The 24,018-nt window shown below is 73.4% G+C and carries 22 protein-coding genes and 3 tRNA genes; 13 read left to right on the forward strand and 12 right to left on the reverse strand.

Annotated elements, in window-relative coordinates:
• Positions 1–40: 40 nt before the first annotated feature.
• From purD to ABT160_RS19185, 4 genes are all read left to right on the forward strand, one after another.
• On the forward strand, positions 41–1,291 hold the full coding sequence (gene purD, locus ABT160_RS19170) for a phosphoribosylamine--glycine ligase (protein WP_351648843.1): 1,251 nt from the start codon (positions 41–43) through the stop codon (positions 1,289–1,291).
• Positions 1,292–1,539: 248 nt separating this feature from the next.
• The gene (locus ABT160_RS19175) at positions 1,540–3,159 is read left to right on the forward strand and encodes a M48 family metalloprotease (RefSeq protein ID WP_351648900.1); all 1,620 of its coding nucleotides are present in this window, start codon (positions 1,540–1,542) and stop codon (positions 3,157–3,159) included.
• A 234-nt stretch (positions 3,160–3,393) separates the two neighbouring features.
• A complete protein-coding gene (locus ABT160_RS19180) occupies positions 3,394–4,848 on the forward strand; it encodes a N,N-dimethylformamidase beta subunit family domain-containing protein (protein WP_351648844.1) in 1,455 nt (484 codons plus the stop codon).
• Between the two features lie 140 nt (positions 4,849–4,988).
• Positions 4,989–5,888 carry a phosphoribosylaminoimidazolesuccinocarboxamide synthase gene (locus ABT160_RS19185; RefSeq protein ID WP_351648845.1) on the forward strand — a complete coding sequence of 300 codons (900 nt, stop codon included), beginning with the start codon at positions 4,989–4,991 and terminating at the stop codon, positions 5,886–5,888.
• Positions 5,889–5,943: 55 nt separating this feature from the next.
• Here the strand turns inward: ABT160_RS19185 and ABT160_RS19190 are convergent.
• From ABT160_RS19190 to ABT160_RS19225, 8 genes are all read right to left on the reverse strand, one after another.
• Positions 5,944–6,016: transfer RNA gene (locus tag ABT160_RS19190), tRNA-Gly, on the reverse strand.
• Positions 6,017–6,038: 22 nt separating this feature from the next.
• A complete protein-coding gene (locus ABT160_RS19195; protein ID WP_351648846.1) occupies positions 6,039–6,677 on the reverse strand; it encodes a response regulator transcription factor in 639 nt (212 codons plus the stop codon).
• Entirely contained in the window at positions 6,674–7,963 is a 1,290-nt protein-coding gene (locus ABT160_RS19200) for a sensor histidine kinase (RefSeq protein ID WP_351648847.1), read from the reverse strand. The genes ABT160_RS19195 and ABT160_RS19200 overlap by 4 nt, the downstream gene beginning before the upstream one ends.
• Before the next feature lie 50 nt (positions 7,964–8,013).
• Entirely contained in the window at positions 8,014–8,820 is an 807-nt protein-coding gene (locus tag ABT160_RS19205) for an ABC transporter permease (RefSeq protein ID WP_351648848.1), read from the reverse strand.
• A 3-nt stretch (positions 8,821–8,823) separates the two neighbouring features.
• Entirely contained in the window at positions 8,824–9,741 is a 918-nt protein-coding gene (locus ABT160_RS19210) for an ABC transporter ATP-binding protein (protein WP_351648849.1), read from the reverse strand.
• Positions 9,742–9,878: 137 nt separating this feature from the next.
• Positions 9,879–9,951 (reverse strand) — tRNA-Gly (locus ABT160_RS19215).
• Between the two features lie 80 nt (positions 9,952–10,031).
• Positions 10,032–10,103: transfer RNA gene (locus ABT160_RS19220), tRNA-Gly, on the reverse strand.
• A gap of 111 nt (positions 10,104–10,214) precedes the next feature.
• On the reverse strand, positions 10,215–10,565 hold the full coding sequence (locus ABT160_RS19225) for a histone-like nucleoid-structuring protein Lsr2 (protein ID WP_351648850.1): 351 nt from the start codon (positions 10,563–10,565) through the stop codon (positions 10,215–10,217).
• A 340-nt stretch (positions 10,566–10,905) separates the two neighbouring features.
• On the opposite strand from ABT160_RS19225, the gene purS reads away from it, so the two are divergent.
• From purS to ABT160_RS19260, 7 genes are all read left to right on the forward strand, one after another.
• Positions 10,906–11,151: a phosphoribosylformylglycinamidine synthase subunit PurS gene (gene purS, locus ABT160_RS19230; RefSeq protein ID WP_351648851.1), complete on the forward strand. Its 246-nt coding sequence runs from the start codon at positions 10,906–10,908 to the stop codon at positions 11,149–11,151.
• The gene (purQ, locus tag ABT160_RS19235; RefSeq protein WP_351648852.1) at positions 11,148–11,837 is read left to right on the forward strand and encodes a phosphoribosylformylglycinamidine synthase subunit PurQ; all 690 of its coding nucleotides are present in this window, start codon (positions 11,148–11,150) and stop codon (positions 11,835–11,837) included. Before purS ends, purQ begins: the two co-directional genes overlap by 4 nt.
• Positions 11,837–14,086: a phosphoribosylformylglycinamidine synthase subunit PurL gene (purL, locus tag ABT160_RS19240; protein ID WP_351648853.1), complete on the forward strand. Its 2,250-nt coding sequence runs from the start codon at positions 11,837–11,839 to the stop codon at positions 14,084–14,086. The genes purQ and purL overlap by 1 nt, the downstream gene beginning before the upstream one ends.
• A 104-nt stretch (positions 14,087–14,190) precedes the next feature.
• The gene (locus ABT160_RS19245; RefSeq protein ID WP_351648854.1) at positions 14,191–14,688 is read left to right on the forward strand and encodes an ArsR/SmtB family transcription factor; all 498 of its coding nucleotides are present in this window, start codon (positions 14,191–14,193) and stop codon (positions 14,686–14,688) included.
• Between the two features lie 44 nt (positions 14,689–14,732).
• Positions 14,733–15,566, forward strand: a complete 834-nt coding sequence (locus ABT160_RS19250; protein ID WP_502984264.1) for a M23 family metallopeptidase — start codon at positions 14,733–14,735, stop codon at positions 15,564–15,566.
• 23 nt (positions 15,567–15,589) lie between these two features.
• Positions 15,590–16,384 (forward strand): maleylpyruvate isomerase family mycothiol-dependent enzyme, encoded by a 795-nt coding sequence (locus ABT160_RS19255; RefSeq protein ID WP_351648856.1) that lies wholly within the window; start codon positions 15,590–15,592, stop codon positions 16,382–16,384.
• A 134-nt stretch (positions 16,385–16,518) separates the two neighbouring features.
• Positions 16,519–17,340 (forward strand): META domain-containing protein, encoded by an 822-nt coding sequence (locus ABT160_RS19260; protein ID WP_351648901.1) that lies wholly within the window; start codon positions 16,519–16,521, stop codon positions 17,338–17,340.
• 4 nt (positions 17,341–17,344) lie between these two features.
• On the opposite strand, the gene ABT160_RS19265 is transcribed toward ABT160_RS19260, so the two are convergent.
• Positions 17,345–18,748, reverse strand: a complete 1,404-nt coding sequence (locus tag ABT160_RS19265; protein WP_351648857.1) for a sulfatase family protein — start codon at positions 18,746–18,748, stop codon at positions 17,345–17,347.
• A gap of 121 nt (positions 18,749–18,869) precedes the next feature.
• Positions 18,870–18,962 (reverse strand): putative leader peptide, encoded by a 93-nt coding sequence (locus ABT160_RS19270; protein ID WP_351648858.1) that lies wholly within the window; start codon positions 18,960–18,962, stop codon positions 18,870–18,872.
• 447 nt (positions 18,963–19,409) lie between these two features.
• Here ABT160_RS19270 and purF point away from each other — a divergent pair, with 447 nt between their 5' ends.
• Positions 19,410–20,936: an amidophosphoribosyltransferase gene (gene purF, locus ABT160_RS19275; RefSeq protein ID WP_351648859.1), complete on the forward strand. Its 1,527-nt coding sequence runs from the start codon at positions 19,410–19,412 to the stop codon at positions 20,934–20,936.
• Between the two features lie 47 nt (positions 20,937–20,983).
• A complete protein-coding gene (gene purM, locus ABT160_RS19280) occupies positions 20,984–22,057 on the forward strand; it encodes a phosphoribosylformylglycinamidine cyclo-ligase (RefSeq protein ID WP_351648860.1) in 1,074 nt (357 codons plus the stop codon).
• A gap of 178 nt (positions 22,058–22,235) precedes the next feature.
• On the opposite strand, the gene ABT160_RS19285 is transcribed toward purM, so the two are convergent.
• Both ABT160_RS19285 and ABT160_RS19290 read right to left on the reverse strand, forming a co-directional pair.
• Positions 22,236–22,493 carry a DUF3073 domain-containing protein gene (locus ABT160_RS19285; protein WP_351648861.1) on the reverse strand — a complete coding sequence of 86 codons (258 nt, stop codon included), beginning with the start codon at positions 22,491–22,493 and terminating at the stop codon, positions 22,236–22,238.
• A 299-nt stretch (positions 22,494–22,792) separates the two neighbouring features.
• Entirely contained in the window at positions 22,793–23,893 is a 1,101-nt protein-coding gene (locus ABT160_RS19290; RefSeq protein ID WP_351648862.1) for a Leu/Phe/Val dehydrogenase, read from the reverse strand.
• Positions 23,894–24,018 lie beyond the last annotated feature (125 nt).

Here is a 24,018-nt window from a genome sequence, read left to right on the forward strand (position 1 = left end):
GCTCGGCGTCCCGTACGAAACGCGGGCTACCCTGGCTGCCGTGAAGGTCCTCGTCATCGGCGGCGGCGCCCGCGAACACGCCCTGTGCCGCTCTCTCTCCCTCGACCCCGACGTCAGCTCCCTGCACTGCGCCCCCGGCAACGCGGGCATCGCGGAGGTCGCCGAGCTGCACGCCGTCGACCAGCTGGACGGGGACGCCGTCGCGCGCCTGGCCGGCGAGCTGGCCGCCGACCTCGTGGTGGTCGGCCCGGAGGCCCCGCTGGTGGCGGGCGTCGCCGACGCCGTGCGCGCCGCCGGGATCCCGGTCTTCGGGCCCAGTGCCGAAGCCGCCCGCCTGGAAGGCTCCAAGGCGTTCGCCAAGGACGTGATGGCCGGTGCCAACGTGCCGACCGCCCGCTCCTACGTGTGCACCACGCCCGAGGAGGTCGACGAGGCCCTGGACGCCTTCGGCGCCCCGTACGTGGTCAAGGACGACGGCCTCGCCGCGGGCAAGGGCGTCGTGGTCACCGGGGACCTGGCGGCCGCCCGCGCCCACGCGCTGGCCTGCGGCCGGGTCGTCATCGAGGAGTTCCTGGACGGCCCCGAGGTCTCCCTCTTCGCGATCACCGACGGCACCACCGTGCTGCCGCTCCAGCCCGCCCAGGACTTCAAGCGCGCGCTGGACGGCGACGAGGGCCCCAACACCGGCGGCATGGGCGCCTACTCGCCGCTGCCCTGGGCCGACCCCAAGCTGGTCGACGAGGTCATGGAGAGCGTGCTCCAGCCGACGGTCGACGAACTGCGCCGCCGCGGTACGCCGTTTTCCGGCCTTCTCTACGCGGGCCTGGCGATCACCGGCCGCGGGGTGCGGGTGATCGAGTTCAACGCCCGCTTCGGCGACCCGGAGACCCAGGTCGTGCTCGCCCGGCTGCGGACGCCGCTGGCCGGAGTGCTGCTGGCCGCCGCCGAGGGCACCCTGGACGCGCTGCCCCCGCTCGCCTGGCGCGAGGACGCCGCCGTCACCGTGGTGATCGCCTCGCACAACTACCCGGGCACCCCGCGCACCGGCGACCCGATCGACGGGCTCGACCAGGTCGCGGAGCTCGACGCCCCCCACGCGTACGTCCTGCACGCCGGGACCAGGCAGGACGGCGACGCCGTGGTCAGCGCGGGCGGCCGGGTCCTGTCGGTCACGGCGACCGGCGCGGACCTGGAGCGGGCCCGCGGGCGGGCGTACGCCGCGGTGGCGCGAATCCGCCTGGACGGCTCCCAGTACCGCACCGACATCGCGCGCGAGGCCGCCGGGGAGTGAACCCGTAACCCGCGGAAACCGTCATCACCTTTGCCCAGAGCCATTCCATCGAGTGACGGCTGACCCATCCGGATGACGGCCGCCGATGCCCCAACTAGGGTGCGGCGCAGGCGTTCCGGCACTTGGCCCACCGGCATTGCGATGTCGGTGGGGGGTGCCACAGTGGGGGAGTGGACAACGCCACCGCAGGGCAGAGGGGGTGACGTACGACCGTGTCCGGACCCGGGCCGCACAGCGGCCGCGCCGGTATGGGTGAGGAGCTCGGTGCGCGCCACGCGCGCGCCAGGGCCCTCGCAGTGCTCCGCGTCCGCGGCAGGGCGCTCGCCGTGGCGCTGCTGCCGGCCGCCGTCGCCGTCGTGTTGTACGCGGGCGGCGCCACCGGCCATCTGACGGGCGGTGGCTGGGACACCGCGCGCTGGGTGTCCGGGGTCGTCGCGGCGGCCGTGCTCGTGGTCGCCGCCGTCGTCGGCCTGGTGATCGCCCGGGCCCGGCCCGCGCTCAGCCCGACGGTGGAGCTCGCCGAGTCGTCCGCCCCCGACCTGTACCGGATGGTGCGGGACCTGGCCGACCGCCTCGACGTGCCGGCGCCCTCCGCGATAGCGCTCACGCCCGACTGCGACAGCTGGCTGGAGGACCGCACCCACCCGGCGCACGGCGGGGTGCGGCGCCCCTCGGACGCCCCGGTCCTGGTCATCGGCTCGCCGTTCCTGTGGTGGATGCGGGTCGCCGAGCTCCGGGCGGTCCTCGCCCCGGTGGTCGCGGGCACCGGCCCCTCGGCGCACCCGGACATAGCCGCCGCACGCCGTTTCGTACGGGGCCTGGACGCCGCGGCCGCGGTGGCCTCCCGCCCCGGGCTCGACCCCGTCCGCCGGCTCGGCGCGCGGGCCGTCGGCTGGTTCGCCCGGGTGCTGCTGCGCGGCTGCCGGAGCCACGCGGCCGAGATGGAGCGGGGGGTGGCGGCGGCCGCCTCCGAGCGGGCCCAGGCGGTGGACTACGGGCTGCGGATCGTGGCCCAGGAGCAGGTCGGCCTGGCCTACGCGGGCTGGGACCGGCTGCTGACCCGGGTCGCCCTGCCCGCCTGGCGGATGGGCCGCTGGCCCTCCCGGCTGGACGCGGGCGTGGTCTCCGCGCTGACCGAGCTGTCCCGCCGCGACCGGCTCGCCGAGGGCTTCGCCTCCCGGCTGGGCGAGCGCCCGGCCTGCGACCTCCTGGAGGAGCCCGGCGCGGTGGACGAGGCGGCCTCGCTGCTGGCCGCCCGGCTGTTCCACGGCGGCCCGGCCGAGCCGGGGCCCGACTGGGCGCCGGTGGACTGGCAGCAGTATCCGGAGGAGGTCGTGGACCGCAAGTGGCGCACCGACGCCGCCCGGCTGCACCGCGTCCTGGACCGCCTCGGCGCCCGGGGCCCGGCCGAGGGCGCGCCGGGCGGTGCGCCGGGGCCCACGCTGGCCCGGGTGATGGAGCACCTGGCGGACCGGGACACCACCGGCGGCGAGAGCCTGGCCGCGGGCATCACGGCCGAGGTGGCCCGCGAGGAGAGCGCCAAGGAGGCCGCCCGCCCGGCGGCGGACGGCGCCGCGCTGGGCGGCCCGGACCCGCTGCCGCTGTTCCCGCTCCAGCCGCCGCGCGGCGGCCGGGAGCTGCTCGCGGACCACGTGACGGCGATGGTGTGCTGCGCGGCGGTGGACACGGCGGGTGCGGTGCCGGGCCTGGACTGGCTGGACGGGCCGACGCTGCTGGTGGCCGGGGAGCGGCACGCGGACCTGGCGGGGCGGGTGCTCGCGCTGGTCGAGGAGGCCGATCCGGAGCCGCTGCGGGCCTGGCTGACGACGGTCGGGGTGCGCCCCGAGAAGCCGGTACGCCTGGTGTGAGCGGGAATCGTGGGGCGAAGCCGTCACGCTGCGTGAAATCCGCCCCGGAAATTTCGCTCCGGCGGCATTCAATGCGCGACGAACAGTGACGGAGACCGTGCGTTATGTGATGTGCTGGAGACCGGCACTGACTGCGCAGCGTCGTACCGCGCACGTTCGGGGACGGCCGCGGGGGCACGTGCCGGACAGCACCAACCGGCCACGATCGACGGGGAGTCGAGGGAGGGGCGCGTCATGGGGGCGGAGCAGATCCGGCGCTGGGAGTCCGGGGCCCTCGCGCACGCGGTGACGGACCCGTTCGGCCAGGGACCGCTGCCGTGGCTGCGCGGCAGCGAGCACTACTTCGACGGCAACGGGCAGGCGGTCGCCTGGTACGCGGACCCGGACCGGGCGCGCACCAGCGGCCCGCGCAGCGCGGACGACGTGCACCGGCAGATCAAGGGGTTCGTCTCCCCGGGCGCCGCGACGCCGGGCGAGGCGATCGACTTCCACATCACGGTGGACCCGCCGCAGCAGTTCTTCGTCGACGTGTACCGGATCGGGCACTACGGCGGCGACGGCGCGGCGAAGATCACCACGAGTCCGCGGCTCTCCGGGATCGTCCAGCCGCCGCCGCTGACGGCGGACCGCACGGTCTCCTGCCACCACTGGTGGCTGTCCTGGCGGCTGCAGATCCCGTCGTACTGGTCGCTGGGGGCGTACGTCGCGGTGCTCACGACCGCCGACGGCTACCGCTCCCACATCCCCTTCACCGTCCGTGACAACCACCCGGCGGACCTGCTGCTGCTCCTGCCGGACGTGACCTGGCAGGCGTACAACCTCTACCCGGAGGACGGCCGCACCGGCGCCAGCCTCTACCACGCGTGGGACGAGCAGGGGCACCTGCTCGGCGAGTCCGAGGCGGCCACCACGGTCTCCTTCGACCGGCCCTACGCGGGCGCGGGACTGCCGCTGCACGTGGGGCACGCGTACGACTTCATCCGCTGGGCCGAGCGGTACGGGTACGACCTGGCCTACGCCGACGCCCGGGACCTGCACGCGGGCCGGGTGGACCCGACCCGCTACCGGGGCCTGGTCTTCCCCGGCCACGACGAGTACTGGTCGGCGCCGATGCGGCGGACCGTGGAGCTGGCCCGCGAGTCGGGCACCTCGCTGGTCTTCCTGTCCGCCAACACCATGTACTGGCAGGTGGAGCTCGGCCCGTCGCCCTCGGGCGTGCCCGACCGGCTGCTGACCTGCCGCAAGCGGCGCGGGCCCGGCCGCCCGGCGCTGTGGCGCGAGGTGGACCGGCCGGAGCAGCAGCTGCTCGGCATCCAGTACGCGGGCCGGGTCCCCGAGCCGTCCCCGCTGGTGGTGCGCAACGCCGACCACTGGCTGTGGGAGGCCAGCGGGGCGGCCGAGGGCGAGGAGGTCCCGGGCCTGGTGGCGGGCGAGGCCGACCGCTACTTCCCGCGCACCGCGCTGCCGGAGAACCAGGGCCGCATCCTGCTCGCCCACTCGCCCTACGAGGACGGCGACGGCGCCCGGCGCCACCAGGAGACCAGCCTGTACCGGGCGCCCTCGGGGGCCCTGGTCTTCGCGTCCGGCACCTTCGCCTGGTCCCCCGCGCTGGACCGCCCGGGCCACGTGGACGCGCGGGTGCAGCGGGCCACGGCGAACCTGCTGGACCGTATCTGCAAACGGGACTGAGCCCCGTACGACACCTGCCGTAACGATCCGGCGGACGGCCGCCCGTGGAGATCCCCAGGCCACGGGCGGGGGCCGGGGCGGTGCGGGCCGCGGGCATGGGCGAGAATCGTGGTGATTGGACAGAACCACGGGGAGGAACCGTGTCCGGATTCGTCGAAAAGCCCGAACCCCTTGAGGTCCCGGGCCTGGTGCACCTGCACACCGGCAAGGTGCGCGAGCTGTACCGCAACGAGGCGGGCGACCTCGTGATGGTCGCCAGCGACCGCATCTCCGCCTACGACTGGGTGCTGCCGACCGAGATCCCCGAGAAGGGCCGGGTGCTCACCCAGCTCTCCCTGTGGTGGTTCGACCGGCTCTCCGACCTGGTCCCGCACCACGTGGTCTCCACCGAGCTGCCCGAGGGCGCCCCGGCGCACTGGGCGGGCCGCACCCTGGTCTGCAAGCAGCTGGACATGGTGCCGGTGGAGTGCGTGGCCCGGGGCTACCTGGCGGGCTCGGGCCTGCTGGAGTACCGCGAGTCCCGCACGGTCTGCGGCGTCGCGCTGCCCGAGGGCCTGACCGACGGCTCGGAGCTGCCCGCCCCGATCTTCACGCCCGCCACCAAGGCCGCCGTCGGCGACCACGACGAGAACGTCAGCTACGAGGAGGTGGCCCGCCAGGTCGGCGCGGAGACCGCCGCGCAGCTGCGCCAGACGACCCTCGCGGTGTACGGCAGGGCCCGGGACATCGCCCGCGAGCGCGGCATCCTGCTCGCGGACACCAAGTTCGAGTTCGGCTTCGACGGCGGGACGCTGGTGCTGGCCGACGAGGTGCTCACCCCGGACTCCTCGCGCTTCTGGCCGGCCGCCTCCTGGGAGCCGGGCCACGCCCAGCCGTCGTACGACAAGCAGTTCGTGCGCGACTGGCTGACCTCGGACGCCTCCGGCTGGGACCGGCACGGCGAACTGCCGCCGCCCGCGCTGCCCGCCGAGGTCGCCGAGGCGACCAGCGCCAAGTACATCGAGGCGTACGAGCAGCTGACCGGCAACACCTGGAGCTGACCCGGAACGCCAGGAAGCCCCCCGGTCCGAGAGGACCGGGGGGCTTCCTGAGCTGAGCGGACGACGAGATTCGAACTCGCGACCCTCACCTTGGCAAGGTGATGCTCTACCAACTGAGCCACGTCCGCATGCGCCGAAGCGCGCTGCCCACTATACCCAACCTTTCTCGCGGGCGAGCCGGGCGGCCGCGTGACGGTTCTCCGCACCGAGCTTCGCGGCGGCCGAGGAGAGGTAGTTGCGCACCGTGCCCTGGGACAGCGAGGCGCGCTCGGCGATCTCCGCGACCGGCGCCCCGTCGCCCGCCAGTTCCAGCACCTCGGCCTCCCGCGCGGTCAGCGGGGAGTCCCCGGCGGAGATCGCGTCGGCCGCCAACTCCGGGTCCACGTAACGGTTCCCGGCGTGCACCGAGCGGATGATCTCGGCGAGCCGCTGGGCGCTGACGGTCTTCGGCACGAAGGCGCGCACGCCCGCGGCCAGGGCCCGCTTGAGGTGCCCGGGGCGGCCGTGGCTGGTCACGATCATGGTCGCGCAGCCGGGGAGTTCGGTGCGCAGCACTGTGGCGACCCTCACACCGTCGGCGCCCGGCATCTGCAGGTCGAGGACCGCGACGTCCGGCCGGTGGGCGCGGGCCATCGCGAGGGCCTCCGGCCCCGACGCGGCCTCGGCGACCACCACCAGGTCGTCCTCCAGGGCGAGCAGCGCGGCCAGCGCGCCCCTGATCAGGTGCTCGTCGTCGGCGAGCAGCACCCGCACGGCACCGTCCCGCCCGCTCCCGGTCTCCTCGCTCACCGCGCCGCCTCCTCCTCGGGCTCCCGCCCGGACTCCAGGGGTACGAGGGGGACGCGCGCCGTCACCCGGAAGCTCCCGCCCTCCACCGGACCCGCCTCCAGGGTCCCCGCGACCGCCGCGAGCCGCTCGCGCAGCCCGGCGAGCCCGGACCCGGCGGACCGCTCGGGGTCCGCGCCGGTGCGGGCCCCGTCGTTCTCCACGACCAGTTCCGCCCGCCCGCCCGCGCGGCGCAGCGCGATCCGGCAGTGCCGGGCCTCGCCGTGCCGCAGGACGTTGGTGGTGGCCTCGCGCACCACCCAGGCCAGGGCGGCCCGGGCCCCGTCCGACAGCGGCAGGTCGCCGGGGCCGCCCGGCGCCCCCTGCTCGACGGAGCAGCCGATCCCGGCCGCCGTCAGCACGCCCCGCGCGCCCTCCAGCTCGACCCGCAGGTCGGCCTCCCGGTAGCCGCGCACCACGGCGCGCACCTCGCGCTGGGACTCCCGGGCGATGCGCTGGACCTCGGTCATCTGGTCGACGGCCTCGGGGCGGCCGCGCCGGGCCAGCTGGACGGCGAGTTCGCTCTTGAGGGCGATGACCGACAGGTTGCGGCCCATCACGTCGTGCAGGTCGCGCCCGAAGCGCAGCCGCTCCTCGGCGACGGCGAGCCGGCCCTGGAGGTCCCGGGCGTCCTTCAGCTCGTACATCACCGCAAGGACCCACATCGAGAGCCGGACGCTGACCGCGAACCAGCTGACCACCCAGGCGATGGACGCCGTCACCAGCACGCTGACCAGGACCGACCGGGTCCGCCCCGGCTCGGGCCCGGACTGGGTCTGGCCGCTGAGCCAGACCACGAAGCCCAGCGCGGTGAGGCAGCACGCGTGCAGCAGCGCGCTGACCCGGCGGCGCACCACGAGCACGTGCCCGCTGAAGAACGGGGCGAGCGCCGCGCCCGCCATCAGCGGCAGCAGGCCGTGCAGGTCGACCAGGAACGCCAGCGCGACCACGCACCCGACCAGGGCGGCGGTCGTGGCGGCCGCGGCGGCGACGGTGCGGCGGTCGGCGGAGGTGCGGGCCAGGTAGGCGGCCATGGAGGCGCGGGCGAGGCGGTGGCAGAGCCAGCCGTTGAGGAGGTTGAGCAGCGGCGCCACGACCGCGAGCACCGGCACCTCCTGCCGGACGGGCCGGATCAGCAGCAGCGCCCCGAGGACGAACACCGCCGACCAGACCAGGAAGTACACGGTCCCGCGGGTGTAGAGCGCGACCTTCGCCAGGCCGCTGCCGCCGCGCCAGTCCCTCACGCCCATGCCGTTCCCGTACCCGTCCCGTCGTCTCGTCCCGGTCGCGCCGTGCCGGATCAGCGGCGCGGCTCCCAGCGGAACCACCGCTGGACAGCAAACACCGCGAGCACCGTCCAGGCCAGTGCCGTCCCCGCCGCGCCGAGCAGTTCGCCGCCGCCCACGCCACCGGCCCAGCCGGCCCGTACGAGCGTCATCGCACCGGTCAGCGGCAGCAGTTCGCACACCGAGGCCACCTTGTCGGGCAGCACGTCCAGCGGGATCAGCAGGCCGGAGCCGAACATGCTCACGAAGAACATCGGCAGCGTGGTGACCTGGGCGCTCTCCGTCGTACGGGTGACCACCGCGGTGGCCGCGGACAGCGCGACCAGCAGTACGACGCCCAGGGCCAGCCCCACGAGCAGGAGTTCGGGCCGCTGCGGCGCCCCCGCGTCCAGGAAGGCGATGCCCGCGACGGACACCAGGACCACCTGGGCGAGCGCGAGCCCGACGGACGGCAGCGCGGTGCCGGCCAGGATCTCGCGGTCCGAGAGCTCGCCGGTGCGCAGCCGCTTGAGGACCAGCTCCTCGCGCCGCGAGACGTACGCGGAGACGAGGTTGAGGTGGACCACCAGGACCAGGGCCAGCCCGATGCCGCTGATGACCAGGGCCTGGCCGAGGTTGAGCCCGGCCTTGCCCAGGTCCATGCCGTTCAGCGCGGACTTGGTGACCAGGACCATGCCGGGGGGCATGAGCAGGCCGACGAACAGGGCGGTGCGGTTGCGGACCAGGAGGGTCAGTTCGGCGCGGCCCAGGGCGGCCAGCCGGGCGGGCGCGCGGGTGGTGGCGCCGGCGCGCGTGGTGCGGTCGAGCGTGGTGGTGCCCATCGGTCAGACCCCCGTCTTCTGGGTGCGGGCGATGTCGAGGAAGGCCTCTTCCAGCGAGGCCGAGCGGGCGTCGAGGCCGTCGAGCCGTACGTCCGACTGCCGCGCCCAGACCAGGAGTTCGGTCAGGTCGTGCTGGAGGCTCTCGGTGCGCACGCTGACCCGGGAGCCGTCGGCGGCGGCCCGCAGCGAGAGCGGCAGCCGCGCCGGGGTGACGCCCGCGGGCAGCGTGAAGGTGATCCGGGAGGGCCGGGAGGCGGTCACCTCGGCCGGGGTGCCGGAGGCGACGACCAGGCCCTCGTGCATGATCGCCAGCCGGTCGGCGAGCTCCTCGGCCTCCTCCAGGTAGTGGGTGGTGAGCAGGACGGTCATGCCCTCCTCGCTGAGCGAGCGCACCAACTCCCAGGTCTCGCGCCGCCCTTCGGGGTCGAGGCCGGTGCTCGGCTCGTCCAGGAACAGCACCTCGGGCCGGCCGAGCAGGGCGAGCGCCAGGTCCAGGCGGCGCCGCTCGCCGCCGGACAGCTGCTTCACCCGCACCTTGGCGCGGTGGCCGAGGCCGACCTGGGCCAGGGCCTCGCCGAGCGGCCGGGCGCCGCTGGTGCAGCCGGCCCACATCCGTACGGTCTCGGCGACGGTCAGGTCGGAGGGGAAGCCGCCCTCCTGGAGCATCATGCCGATCCGGGGGCGCACGGCGGCGCGCTCGCGGTAGGGGTCGTGGCCGAGGACGCGCACCGTGCCCGCGGTGGGCGGGGCCAGTCCTTCGAGGAGTTCGACGCTGGAGGTCTTGCCCGCGCCGTTGGTGCCGAGGAGGGCGAAGACCTCGCCGCGCGTCACGCGCAGGGAGATCCCGCCGACCGCCTCGTATCCGCCCGCGTAGGTGCGGCGCAGGCCGTCCGCTTCGATCACGCAGTGGTCGCTGGTCATGCCTCCAGGCTCGGCCCGGACCGGCGCCGTCGGCAGTGCGGTCCTTCACGAGCCCGCATGACAAATGTCAGCGGTACGGATCCACCGGCCCCGGACACGACGAAGGCCCCGATCTTTCGATCAGGGCCTTCACTCTGAGCGGACGACGAGATTCGAACTCGCGACCCTCACCTTGGCAAGGTGATGCTCTACCAACTGAGCCACGTCCGCAGTGCCTCCGACCGGCTCTCACCGGGCGGTGCGTCCACCACTCTACCTCATCCACCGAAGTGGCCCTGGAGAGTGATGAGAGCGGGTGACAGGAATTGCACACTGCCTCTTCTCCCTGGAAGGGAGATGTTCTGCTACTGAACTACACCCGCACGATCCGCTGGCCGGGCCTTTCGGCCTCGCCCCTCGGCGTGGTCCAAACTCTAGCCCACGACCGGGGGTGCGATGCAAATCGATTGCTGGCGGACCGTCAGCGGGCGGTCTCAACCGGCCTGGTGGAAGGCCTCGTAGACGCGCTTGGGGATGCGGCCGCGGGCCGGCACGTCCATCTTGTGCGACAGCGCCCAGGCGCGGACGGCGGCCGGGTCCGGCTCCAGCGAGGTGAAGGTGCGCGCCTTGTCCGCGCCGTTCTTGCCCGGCTTGCCCGCCCTCGCCCCGGCCGCACGCTTTCGGCCCGCCGCCATGTAGGGGGCCAGGGCCTTGCGCAGTTTCTTTGCATTGGCGGGATTGAGGTCGATCTCGTACGACTTCCCGTCCAGGCCGAACGTGACCGTTTCCGCCGCTTCTCCTCCGTCGATGTCGTCGGAGAGCGTGACCACTACGCGCTGCGCCACGGATATCGGTCCTTTCCTGTGGCACCGCCGGGCGCCGACGTGTGTCCGTCACCCTAGGCACGCGTTTGACGTGCGGCGATGCCGGATTCCCGGCTACTGAGGGAGCAATGTTGCTTTCCTCTGGAAACCTTTGTACAGCGGCGGGCGGCGTATTGTGAAGCCCCGGCAATTCCATCAGCGTGTCCCGGGGGCCGCAATGGCCGCCTCGATATTTCACCAGGATTTTCCTTGCCGGTCCCTAACAGGCTCTTTGTAGGGTCCTCCAGATGTCTACCCGCGTAGAATTTGGAGGCAGGTACGCTGAGGGAACCGCCCACGCAACACACCACCGGGAGTGCCAGTGGCACGCGTCGTAGTCGACGTCATGCTCAAGCCGGAGATCCTCGACCCGCAGGGACAGGCGGTGCAGCGTGCACTGCCCCGCCTCGGTTTCGACGGGATCGCCGACGTCCGCCAGGGGAAGCGCTTCGAACTGGAGGTGGAGGGGCCGGTCGACGACGCCGCCCTCGCCCGCATCCACGAGATGGCCGAGACCTTCCTCGCCAACACCGTCATCGAGGACTACGTCGTGAAGGTCGAGTCGTGACCGCACGCATCGGCGTCGTCACCTTCCCCGGCACGCTCGACGACCAGGACGCGCTGCGCGCGGCCCGGCTCGCGGGCGCCGAGCCGGTCTCCCTGTGGCACCGCGACAAGGACCTCAAGCAGGTCGACGCGGTCGTCCTGGCCGGCGGCTTCTCCTACGGCGACTACCTGCGCGCGGGCGCCATCTCCCGGTTCTCGCCGGTGATGGGGAGCGTCATCGAGCAGGCGAAGGCGGGCATGCCCGTCCTCGGCATCTGCAACGGCTTCCAGGTCCTCACCGAGGCCCATCTGCTGCCCGGCGCGATGCTGCGCAACAACCACCTGCACTTCATCTGCCGCGACCAGAAGCTGCGGGTGGAGAACGCGGACACCGCCTGGACCGCCGACTACGAGCAGGGCCAGGAGATCTCCGTACCGCTCAAGAACATGGACGGGCGCTACACCGCCGACGAGCGCACGCTCGACGAGCTGGAGGCCGAGGGCCGGGTGGCGTTCCGCTACCTGGACACGAACCCCAACGGCTCGCTGCGCGACATCGCCGGCATCACCAACGCGGCGGGCAACGTCGTGGGCCTGATGCCCCACCCCGAGCACGCCGTCGAGCCGCTCATCGGCACCGGGAAGACGGACGGCCTCGGGTTCTTCACCTCGATCCTCAAGAACCTCATGAACAAGGCCAGCGTCTGATGAGCCTCGACACCGTCAAGCACGCCACCGGGACGCCGGACACCGACCAGCCGTGGGCCGAACTGGGCCTGAAGCAGGACGAGTACGCGCGTATCCGCGAGATCCTCGGCCGCCGCCCGACCGGCGCCGAGCTGGCCATGTACTCCGTCATGTGGTCCGAGCACTGCTCCTACAAGAGCAGCAAGGTGCACCTGAAGCAGTTCGGCGAGAAGGCCCCGGAGAACGACGCGCTCCTCGTCGGCATCGGCGAGAACGCGGGCGTCGTCGACGTCGGCCAGGGGTACGCGGTCACCTTCAAGGTCGAGTCGCACAACCACCCCTCGTACATCGAGCCCTACCAGGGCGCGGCCACCGGCGTCGGCGGCATCGTCCGCGACATCCTCGCCATGGGCGCCCGCCCGGTCGCCGTGGTCGACCCGCTGCGCTTCGGCGCGGCCGACCACCCCGACACCCGGCGCGTGCTGCCCGGCGTGGTCGCGGGCATCGGCGGCTACGGCAACTGCCTGGGCCTGCCCAACATCGGCGGCGAGGTCGTCTTCGACTCCTGCTACCAGGGCAACCCGCTGGTCAACGCCGGCTGCATCGGCGTGATGAAGCACGAGGACATCCACCTCGCCCAGGCCTCCGGCGCGGGCAACAAGGTCATCCTGTACGGCGCCCGCACCGGCGGCGACGGCATCGGCGGCGTCTCGGTCCTCGCGTCCGAGACCTTCGACGACGCCAAGCCCACCAAGCGCCCCGCCGTCCAGGTCGGCGACCCCTTCCAGGAGAAGCTCCTCATCGAGTGCACCCTGGAGATCTTCGCGGAGAAGCTGGTCGCGGGCATCCAGGACCTCGGCGGCGCCGGGCTGTCCTGCGCCACCAGCGAGCTGGCCTCGGCCGGTTCCGGCGGCATGCGGGTGGAGCTGGACTCCGTACCGCTGCGCGACGCCACGCTCTCGCCCGAGGAGATCCTCATGAGCGAGTCGCAGGAGCGGATGTGTGCGGTGGTCGAGCCGCAGCACGTCGAGCGGTTCATGGAGATCTGCGAGAAGTGGGACGTCATCGCCACCGTCATCGGTGAGGTGACCGACGGCGAGCGGCTGGAGATCTTCTGGCACGGCGAGCAGATCGTGGACGTGCCGCCGCGCACCGTCGCCCACGAGGGCCCGGTCTACCAGCGCCCGTACGCCCGCCCCGAGTGGCAGGACGCGCTCCAGGCGGACGACGCGGGCAAGCTGCCCCGCCCGGCCACCTCCGAGGAGCTGCGCGCGCAGGTCCTGCAGCTGGTCGCGCACCCCAACCAGGCCTCCAAGGCGTGGATCACGGACCAGTACGACCGGTTCGTGCAGGGCAACACGGTGCTGGCGCAGCCCGAGGACGCGGGCATGGTCCGCATCGACGAGGAGACCAACCTCGGGGTGGCGCTGGCGACCGACGGCAACGGCCGGTACGCGAAGCTCGACCCGTACACGGGCGCGCAGCTGGCGCTGGCGGAGGCGTACCGCAACGTCGCCGCGACCGGCGCGAAGCCGCTGGCGATCTCGGACTGCCTCAACTTCGGCTCGCCGGAGGACCCGGGCGTGATGTGGCAGTTCGCCGAGGCCACCCGCGGCCTCGCGGACGGCTGCCTGCAGCTGGGCACCCCGGTGACCGGCGGCAACGTCTCGCTGTACAACCAGACCGGTGACGTGGCGATCCACCCGACGCCCGTGGTCGCGGTGCTCGGCGTGATCGACGACGTCAACCGGCGTACGCCGATGGCGTTCTCGCAGGAGGGCCAGCTGCTCTACCTGCTGGGCGACACCCGCGAGGAGTTCGGCGGCTCGGCCTGGTCCGAGGTGGTGCACCAGCACCTGGGCGGCCTGCCGCCGCAGGTGGACCTGGACCGCGAGAAGCTGCTCGGCGAGATCCTGATCTCGGCCTCCCGCGACGGGATGATCGACGCCGCGCACGACCTGTCCGACGGCGGCCTGGTCCAGGCGGTCGTGGAGTCGTGCCTGCGCGGCGGCCGGGGCGCGCGGCTGGTCGTCCCGGACGGCCTGGACGCGTTCACGCTGCTGTTCAGCGAGTCCGCGGGCCGTGCCGTGGTGTCCGTGCCGCGCAGCGAGGAGCTGCGCTTCACCGACATGTGCGGCGCGCGCGGTCTTCCGGCCACCCGGATCGGTGTCGTGGACGGCGAAGAGGTCGACGTGCAGGGCGAGTTCAGCATCGCGCTGAGCGAGCTGCGGGACGCCCACGAGGCGACGATCCCGGGCCTGCTGGCCTGACGTTCCACCCCTGGGAGCCCCCGTCCGCCGGTGCGCGGACGGGGGCTCCCGGCATGTCCGCACCCACTCTTGTGCGTACTTACGTAATTACGTAATCTACCGGCATGGACCTGGAACAGCGCGTCGCCGAGCTGGAGCGGCGCATGGCCGCACTGGAGGGCTCCGCGCCGCCCGCCGCGCCCGGCGAGGGCGCGCTCTGGGCGCTCGAAGGGCTCAAGTCCCAGCTGGAGCAGGCGGGGAGCGAGTCCGGCGGGGTGCTCTTCACCGGAGCCGTACGGCTGCCGCGCGGGGAGCGGTACGAGTGGCAGTACGGCGCGCTCACCGAGCAGCTCCTCGACGACGACTGGTCCGCGACGGCCGACGCGTTCGCCGCGCTCGGTCATCCCGTACGGCTGCGGCTGCTGCGCGAGGTGCTCGGCGGCCGCAGCACCGCCGCCGAACTGGCCGAGCTGCCCGAGACCGGCACGACCGGGCAGGTCTACCACCACCTGCGCCAGCTGACCGGCGCGGGCTGGCTGCACGCCGCGGGCCGCGGGCACTACGAGGTCCCGGCGGCCCGCGTGGTGCCGCTGCTCGTGGCGCTCACCGCCGCCCGCCCGTAGCGGGCGGGAACAAGGAACCGGGGGAAGTCGCCGTGAACATGGCCCTGCACAGACGGAAGTCGACCGCGCTGCTCGTCCGGCTGCTCGTGCTGGCCTTCGTGGCCCAGGCGGTCGCCTCGTTCTTCGTCGACCTGCCGTACGGCTACTGGTGCGGGTGGCTCCCGCTGCTCGCCGCGCTGGCCCTGCAGTTCGCGCTGCGGCGCGGCGCCCGGCCCGACCCGGACCTGCCCGTGCCGGAGCCGGTGGAGGTGGCGGCCCCGGTGGCCGGCCGCTGGTCGGCGCTGAACAGCCCGGCGGACCGGGTCCCCAGCCACGGCACGCACCTGCTGGCGCAGACGTACGCGATCGACGTCACCGCCGAGTCGGACGAGCGGCCGCGCCCCGGCTTCTCCTGGCTGTGGCCGCTGCTGCGGCGCAACGGCTCCTACCCCGCGTTCGGCGCGCCGCTGCTCGCCGTCGCCGACGCGACGGTGGTGCACGCCGAGGACCGCCAGCGCGACCACTTCAGCCGCACCTCGCTGCCGGGCGTGCTCTACCTGCTGCTGGTCGAGTCGGACGTGCGCGGCCTCGCGGGCCCGCGCCGCGTCCTGGGCAACCACGTCGTGCTCGACCTGGGCGGCGGTACGCACGCGGTGTACGCGCACCTCAGGCGCGGCTCGCTCCGGGTGCGGCCCGGGGACCGGGTGGCGCGGGGCCAGGTGCTCGCCGAGTGCGGCAACTCGGGCAACTCCAGCGAGCCGCACGTGCACTTCCAGCTGATGGACGGACCCGACCTGACGACGGCCCGGGGCGTGCCCTTCAGCTGGTCCGGTGTCGGGGTGCCGGGCAACGGCGAGGAGTTCACGGTGCCGGGCCCGGTCGGCGCCGCGGGACGCTGACCCGACTGCGTAGGCTCGCCCCCATGCCACCCGCCAGGAAGCGCCCCCGCAGCTACGACCCCGCCCGCACCCGCGCCGCCGTGCTCGCCCAGTTCGGGCACGTGCGGGACGCCCTGCTCACGCTGGACGAGGAGCGGCTGGCGGCGCCGACCCGGCTGGGCGACTGGACGGTGCGGGACCTGGCCGCGCACCTGGCGATGGTGCTCGGGTCTGTGCCGCGCGCGCTGGCGCTGCCCGAGCCGCCGAAGGCCGGGCTGGCGCTCCTGGACTGGCCGTTCGCCACGGCCGCGGTCTCCGGGAGCATCGACGAGGACACCAGGGCCCTGGCGGCGGGCGCCACGACGGCGGAGCTGCTCGCCCGCGCCGAGGAGGACTGCCGCGCGGTCCTGGACGCGGCCGGCGACGAGCGGGTCGTGCCGGTGCGGGTCGGCGCCATGCGGCTCGGCGACTTCCTGGTCACCCGGGCCGTCGAACTCGTCGTCCACACCGACGACCTGAACGACGCGGTGCCGGGCCTCGGCGTCCCGTACGACCGCCAGGCGCTCGCCGCCTGCACCCGGCTGCTCGCCGACGCGCTCGCGGTGCGGGCCCCCGGCGGCTCGGTGGAGGTGCGGGTGCCCCCGCACGCCGTGGTGCAGTGCGTGGCGGGTCCGCGCCACACCCGGGGCACCCCGCCGAACGTGGTGGAGACCGACCCGCTGACCTGGATCCGGCTCGCCACCGGGCGCACCACCTGGGCGCACGAGAAGGACGCGGCGCGGATCAGCGCGAGCGGGGAGCGCGCGGACCTCTCGGAGCTGCTGCCCCTGATGGGGTGAGGGTCCGTCGGGCCGCGGCCTGGGCCGCGCAGGACGGAAGACGAGGGCCCGTCGGGCGGCGGGCCGGGTCGCAGCCTGAGCCGCGCATGACAGAAAAGGTGGAACCGGAGGCTCCCCCGGCCCGTCCCACCCCCATGGAGAAGCAGCGCATCACCGCCGTCACCGCCGTAGCCCTGCTCGCCCTGACCGCCTGCGGGACCGAATCGGCCTCGGGTCCGAAGGCGGGCGACTCGGTCGCCGAGGACGCGCCCGTGACCGGACTGCACTGGACGGTCGAGAGCGTGACCGCGGGCGGCCGGCGCACCGCCGCCCCGGCGGGCGCCCACGTCGAGATCGACACCAAGGGCGGGGCCCGGGGCAGCTACGGCTGCAACCACTTCCAGGCCACGGCCGCCGTCTCCGGCGACACCGTCACCGTGAAGCCGGGCGTCAGCACCCAGATGGCCTGCGAGCAGAAGGTCCAGGACTTCGAGACCGCCTTCAAGCACGCCCTCACCGGGAAGCTGACGGCGAAGGTCACCGACGACCGGCTCACGCTGACCACCGCCTCCGGCGACGCCGTGGCGCTGACCGCCGAGCCGGACGCCCCGCTGACCGGCACCACCTGGACCGTCGACGCGCTCACCTCGGGCGGCACGGCACGCTCCCTGCCCGCCGGTACGGAGAAGGGGGCGCACCTGGTCCTCGGCGAGGACGGGTCGGTGCGCGGCAGCCTGGGCTGCAACACCTTCACCGCCACCGCGCCCGCCACCGGCTCCACCTTCGCCTTCGGCCGCCTGGCCACCACCCGCAAGCTGTGCCAGGGCCCGGCCCAGGAGCTGGAGCAGGCCCTGCTCAAGGTGCTCGACGGCAAGGTCGCGTACAAGCTGGACCACCGCACCCTGACCCTGACCGGACCGTCCGGGCAGGGCCTGAGCGCGACGGCCGGAGCCGCCCCGGAGGGCGCCGGGTCCTGAGCCGTCAGGCGGCCGGGTAGGGCAGCAGCGTCGCGTCCACCCGCTCCCAGGCGGCCCGCAGCCCGGCGAGCCTGGCCTGCTCGAACGGGGCCCGGTCGGCCTGCTCGCGCTGGTCGGCCGAGAGGTCGAAGAGCTGGTCGCGGCCGGACTTCCCGCGGTAGTACTTCCACGGGCCGCGCCGCAGCGCCCGCTCCCCGCGCACCCGCCAGAACAGGTCCCGCTCGGGCAGCTCCGCCCCGCGCAGCAGGTAGCCGGCGAGGCTGTGTCCGTCCAGCGGGTGGGCCGGGTGCGGGCGGGCGCCGCCCAGCTCCAGGAGGGTGGCCGTCCAGTCCGGGGAGAACACCGGCTCGTGGCTGACCTGGCCGCCCTCGATCCGGGCGGGCCAGCGCAGCACGGTGGGGACCCGGATGCCGCCTTCGAGGAGCGAGGCCTTGTTGCCGCTCAGCGGCCAGGTGTAGGAGAAGCGCTCGCCGCCGTTGTCGCTGGCGAAGACGACCAGGGTGTCGTCCTCCTGCCCGGAGCGCCGCAGCGCGTCGAGCACCCGGCCCACCGAGCGGTCGAGGTCCTCGACCATCTTCTTGTACGTGGCCAGCGAGCCGCCGTCCTGGTGCCACAGGGCCCCGCCGTCGCCCGCCTTGATCCGGCGCACCACCTCGGCGCTGGTCGCGGTGTCGCCGTCGGCGATCCAGGGCCAGTGCGGGGTGGTGAAGTTCAGGTTGAGCAGCCAGGGCCGGTCGTGGTCGCGCCCGACGTACTCGACGGCACGCTCGGTCAGGATCCGCGTGTAGTAGCGCAGGTCCCGGTACTCCGCGTCGCCCTCGTACAGGTCGTACTCGCCGCCGAGCCCGAGCTTGGAGTAGTACTCCAGGGCGCCGCCGAAGTTCCCGAAGAACTCGTCCCAGCCGGACCGGGTGGGGCTGTAGTCCGGGAGGTAGCCGCAGTGCCACTTGCCGATCAGGGCGGTGGCGTACCCGGCGCCGCGCAGCAGCGAGGCCAGCGTGGGGTGGGTGGGGTCGAGCCCGACGGACCGGTCGGCTATCGGCTCCGCGAGCCCGCCCTTCGTACGCCCGGGGTAGCGGCCGGTGTAGAGGCTGAAGCGGGTGGGGGAGCAGGTGGCGGAGCCGGAGTAGGCGTCGGTGAAGCGGACGCCCTGGCGGGCGAGGCGGTCCAGGTGCGGGGTCCTGATGTGCGGCGAGCCGTAGGAGGACAGGTCGGCCCAGCCGAGGTCGTCGCCGAGGACGAACAGGATGTTGGGGCGCCGGGCGCCGCGGCCCAGCGAGCGGGCGGCGCGGAAGGGGCGCTCGGCGGCGGCGTGGGCGGTGCCCTCGCCGAGGGCCGCGGTGGCTGCGCCCGCGAGGGCGGCGCCGCCCAGGGCGCGCCGGGACAGGGTGCGGTCGTGCGGGGACAAGGGGACTCCTGTAGCGGTACGTCGACCCGGCCGCGGGCGCCTCGGGGCGCGCGGCTGGAGAAGGGGGGAGGGGAAGGCGTACGGGACGGAGCGCGGTGGCCGCTCGGGCGGCGCGCTCCGGCTACGGGCAGCGACAGATGGCGCTCGCGACACGGACCAGGTCGACGTGGCGGCGCTCCACGAGCGTGACGGACCCGTCACCGAGGGGCTGCATGGCCCGGAGCCTGACCGAGGGGCCGTGCCCCTGTCAAGGTCGCCCCGGGGCGACCGGGCGGCCGGGAGCCGTCGGTGCGGCTGCGAACTCCGTCACACTCCGGGCCCCGGTCGGGGGCCGTCGGCCCCGTGCGCCGCGCGCCCTCGGGAGGGCCCCGCCGGGCAGTTGCGTGCGCACTCGGCGGCTGTCCGTGACAGGTGGGGTGAAAGGGCTGGTCAGAGGGGTGCGGGTGGCGGCGGGGCGGAGCCGGGGCGCCCGCGCCAACCGGGGCGTAATAGCAAAGAACGGACGCGGGGGAGGCCCTTTTTCGGGCACTTCCACAGGCGCGAACGGAGCGCCGGGTCGTAGGAACGTACGAGCCGATGCGCCGTCCAGCGCGCCGTGCGACCCCGGTCCGCCCCCGTCCCCAATTCGGACCAGTGGTCGATCTCGCCTACACTCGGAGCCGTGCCACGTGGTGACGGTCGACTCAATCACGATCTGCTCCCCGGCGAGAAGGGCCCCCAGGACGCTTGCGGCGTCTTCGGGGTCTGGGCGCCGGGCGAAGAGGTCGCAAAGCTCACGTACTTCGGGCTCTACGCCCTCCAACATCGGGGTCAGGAATCCGCGGGAATCGCGGTCAGCAACGGCTCCCAGATCCTCGTCTTCAAGGACATGGGCCTCGTCTCCCAGGTCTTCGACGAAACCTCCCTCGGCTCCCTCCAGGGCCACATCGCGGTCGGACACGCCCGCTACTCCACCACCGGAGCCTCGGTGTGGGAGAACGCGCAGCCCACCTTCCGGGCGACCGCGCACGGCTCCATCGCCCTGGGACACAACGGCAACCTGGTCAACACGGCGCAGCTCGCCGAGATGGTCGCCGCCCTGCCCAAGGAGAACGGCCGCGCCACCCAGGTCGCCGCCACCAACGACACCGACCTGGTCACCGCGCTCCTCGCGGGCCAGACGGACGACGACGGCAAGCCGCTCACCATCGAGCAGGCTGCCACGAAGGTCCTCCCCGAGGTCCGGGGCGCCTTCTCCCTCGTCTTCATGGACGAGCAGACGCTGTACGCGGCCCGTGACCCGCAGGGCATCCGCCCGCTGGTGCTCGGCCGCCTGGAGCGCGGCTGGGTGGTCGCCTCCGAGTCCGCCGCCCTCGACATCTGCGGCGCGAGCTTCGTGCGCGAGATCGAGCCGGGCGAGCTCGTCGCCATCGACGAGAACGGACTGCGCACCTCACGATTCGCGGAAGCGAAGCCCAAGGGCTGCGTCTTCGAGTACGTGTACCTGGCGCGCCCCGACACCGACATCGCCGGCCGCAACGTCTACCTCTCGCGCGTCGAGATGGGCCGCAGGCTGGCCGCCGAGGCCCCGGTCGACGCGGACCTGGTGATAGCGACGCCCGAGTCCGGCACCCCCGCCGCGATCGGGTACGCCGAGGCCAGCGGCATTCCCTTCGGCGCGGGCCTCGTCAAGAACGCCTACGTCGGCAGGACCTTCATCCAGCCGTCCCAGACCATCCGGCAGCTCGGCATCCGGCTGAAGCTCAACCCGCTCAAGGAAGTCATCAAGGGCAAGCGCCTGGTGGTCGTCGACGACTCGATCGTCCGCGGCAACACCCAGCGCGCCCTGGTCAAGATGCTCCGCGAGGCCGGTGCCGCCGAGGTCCACATCCGGATCTCGTCGCCGCCGGTGAAGTGGCCGTGCTTCTTCGGCATCGACTTCGCCACCCGCGCCGAGCTGATCGCCAACGGCATGACGATCGACGAGATCGGCAAGTCCCTGGGCGCCGACTCGCTGTCGTACATCTCCATCGACGGCATGATCGAGGCCACCACCATCGACAAGCCGCAGCTCTGCCGCGCCTGCTTCGACGGTGAGTACCCGATGGAGCTGCCCGACCCCGAACTGCTCGGCAAGCAGCTCCTGGAGACCGAGCTGGCCGCCGGCCCCGCCGCCACCGCGGCGTCCGACGCGCTCCGCCGTCCGTAAGACCCCGCAGTACAGACCCCGCAGTACGACACGAAAGTTCTCAACCCATGTCCGAGTCTGAGACCACTGGTGCCAGCTACGCGAGCGCGGGCGTCGACATCGAGGCGGGCGACCGCGCCGTCGAGCTGATGAAGGAGTGGGTGAAGAAGACGCGGCGCCCCGAGGTCCTCGGCGGCCTCGGCGGATTCGCCGGCCTCTTCGACGCCTCCGCCCTCAAGCGGTACGAACGCCCGCTGCTGGCCTCGGCCACCGACGGCGTCGGGACCAAGGTGGACATCGCCCGCCAGCTGGGCGTGTACGACACGATCGGCCACGACCTGGTGGCCATGGTCATGGACGACATCGTCGTCTGCGGCGCCGAGCCGCTGTTCATGACCGACTACATCTGCGTCGGCAAGGTCCACCCCGAGCGGGTCGCCGCGATCGTCAAGGGCATCGCCGAGGGCTGCGTGCTGGCCGGCTGCGCGCTGGTCGGCGGCGAGACCGCGGAGCACCCCGGCCTGCTCGGCCCGGACGACTTCGACGTCGCCGGCGCCGGCACGGGCGTGGTCGAGGCCGACCGGCTGCTGGGCCCCGACCGCATCCGTACGGGGGACGCGGTGATCGCCATGGCGTCCTCCGGCCTTCACTCGAACGGGTACTCGCTCGTCCGCCACGTCGTCTTCGACCGGGCCGGCATGGCGCTGGACACCCACGTCGAGGAGCTGGGCCGGACCCTGGGCGAGGAGCTCCTGGAGCCCACCAAGATCTACTCGCTGGACTGCCTGGCGATGACCCGCACGGCCGAGATCCACGCCTTCAGCCACATCACCGGCGGCGGCCTCGCGGCCAACCTGGCCCGGGTCGTCCCGGACGGGCTGCACGCCGTGGTGGACCGCTCGACCTGGGCGCCGGGCGCGATCTTCGACCTGGTCGGCACGGCGGGCCGGGTGGAGCGCCTGGAGCTGGAGAAGACGCTCAACATGGGCGTCGGCATGATGGCCGTGGTGCCCGCCGCGTCGGTGGACGTCGCGCTGGCCACCCTGGCCGACCGGGGCGTCGAGGCCTGGGTCGCCGGCGAGGTCACCGAGCGCGGGGAGCACACCACGGGCGCGTCCCTGGTGAACGACTACGCGAACTAGCACGCACGGGTGCCCCGGCCGTCACGGCGACGGCCGGGGCACCCGCCGTTCTGCCGCGGCGGCCCTGATCAGTGGATCAGCGCGGGCGACGCGGCACCCGGACAGCACAGAACCCGGTCCGGGGGCTCCCCGGACCGGGTCGGTGTGATCGCGGTCGGACGATCAGTGTTCAGTGACGTCAAGCGCCGCGGCGCTGGGACGCGGGACCGGACTCGTCGTCCTCGTCCTCGTCCTCGTCGTACAACTCCGCGTAGCGGGCGTACGGGTCGTCTTCGTCGTCCTCGTCGTCCTCGAACGGCTCTCCGTTCGGAGGCTGGCTCGAAGTCGTCGATGCGCCCAGCTCGCTGGCCAGACGCGACAGGTCAGTCCCGCCGCCGTTGTACTTCAGCTGGCGGGCGACCTTCGTCTGCTTGGCCTTGGCCCGGCCGCGCCCCATGGCTCGACCCCCTCGGTGATGGGGCTTGGCGGCCCCAGAGTCTTGACACGCGTTCATGAGTCGGAACGGACTCTCCGTGGAGAGACCGGTCCGTGGAGCTTCAACGGTACCTGCTTCCGGGGCCATACGGTACGCCGCCCGCATGACGCGCCTCCGCGCAGAACCCGCGAGGCGCTCCGTCCTCGCTGGTCAGCTGCGATTTTAACTCCTTCTTGAGGGCCGACCCGCCGACGGGCGTGAGTAATCTCGCTCTCGGCGAACCGGCCCGGGACCGCGCCGGGCGCGGGCACTGTCAAGAACTAGCGGCGGCGCGCCTCCGCCATCCGCTGCTCGGCGATCCGGTCGGCCGCCGCGGCCGGCGGAATCCCGTCCTCCTTCGCACGCGCGAAGATTTGCAGCGTGGTGTCGAAGATCCCCGCGGCCTTCGCCTTGCACCGGTCGAAGTCGAAGCCGTGCAGCTCGTCGGCGACCTGGATCACCCCGCCCGCGTTCACCACGTAGTCCGGCGCGTAGAGGATGCCGCGGTCGGCGAGGTCCTTCTCGACGCCCGGGTGGGCCAGCTGGTTGTTGGCCGCGCCGCAGACGACCTTCGCGGTGAGCACCGGGACGGTCGCGTCGTCCAGCGCGCCGCCCAGCGCGCACGGCGCGTACACGTCCAGGCCCTCGACGCGGATCAGCGCCCCGGTGTCGGCCACCACGCGCACCCGGGGGAAGCGGTCGGTGACCCGGCGCACCGACTCCTCGCGCACGTCGGTGACGACGACCTCGGCGCCGTCGCCGAGCAGGTGCTCCACCAGGTGGTGGCCCACCTTGCCGACGCCGGCGACGCCGACCGTGCGGCCCCGCAGCGACGGGTCGCCCCACAGGTGCTCGGCGGCGGCCCGCATGCCCTGGAAGACGCCGAAGGAGGTGAGGACCGAGGAGTCGCCCGCGCCGCCGCTCTCGGGGGAGCGGCCGGTGGTCCAGGGGTTCTCCCGGGCGACGACGTCCATGTCGGCCACGTAGGTGCCGACGTCGCAGGCCGTCACGTAGCGGCCGCCCAGCGAGGCCACGCAGCGCCCGTAGGCGAGCAACAGCTCCTCGCTCTTCACCAGTTCGGGGTCGCCGATGATCACGGCCTTGCCGCCGCCGTGCTCCAGGCCGGCCATGGCGTTCTTGTACGACATGCCCCGGGCGAGGTTCAGCGCGTCGGCGACGGCCGCCTCCTCGGTGGCGTACGGGTAGAAGCGGGTACCACCCAGGGCGGGGCCCAGCGCGGTGGAGTGGATGGCGATCACGGCCTTGAGGCCGGAGGCACGGTCCTGGCACAGCACCACCTGCTCGTGGCCGCCCTGGTCCGAGCGGAAGAGCGTGTGCAGCACGTCTGCGGAGGTGACAGGAACGCCGGTTACGTCGGTCACGGTGGTGACTCCCCTGTAAGAAGCGGCGGTTGAGGACCCTCCTGCGGGTGGGGAGGGACCGGTTCGGGACGAGGGTAAGTCCTCGGGGGGCGAGGATCCGCCGAGTGCCCGGGATCACCCCCTCG

It is taken from the genome of Streptomyces sp. NPDC001941, from assembly GCF_040296945.1.
Classification (GTDB): domain Bacteria; phylum Actinomycetota; class Actinomycetes; order Streptomycetales; family Streptomycetaceae; genus Streptomyces.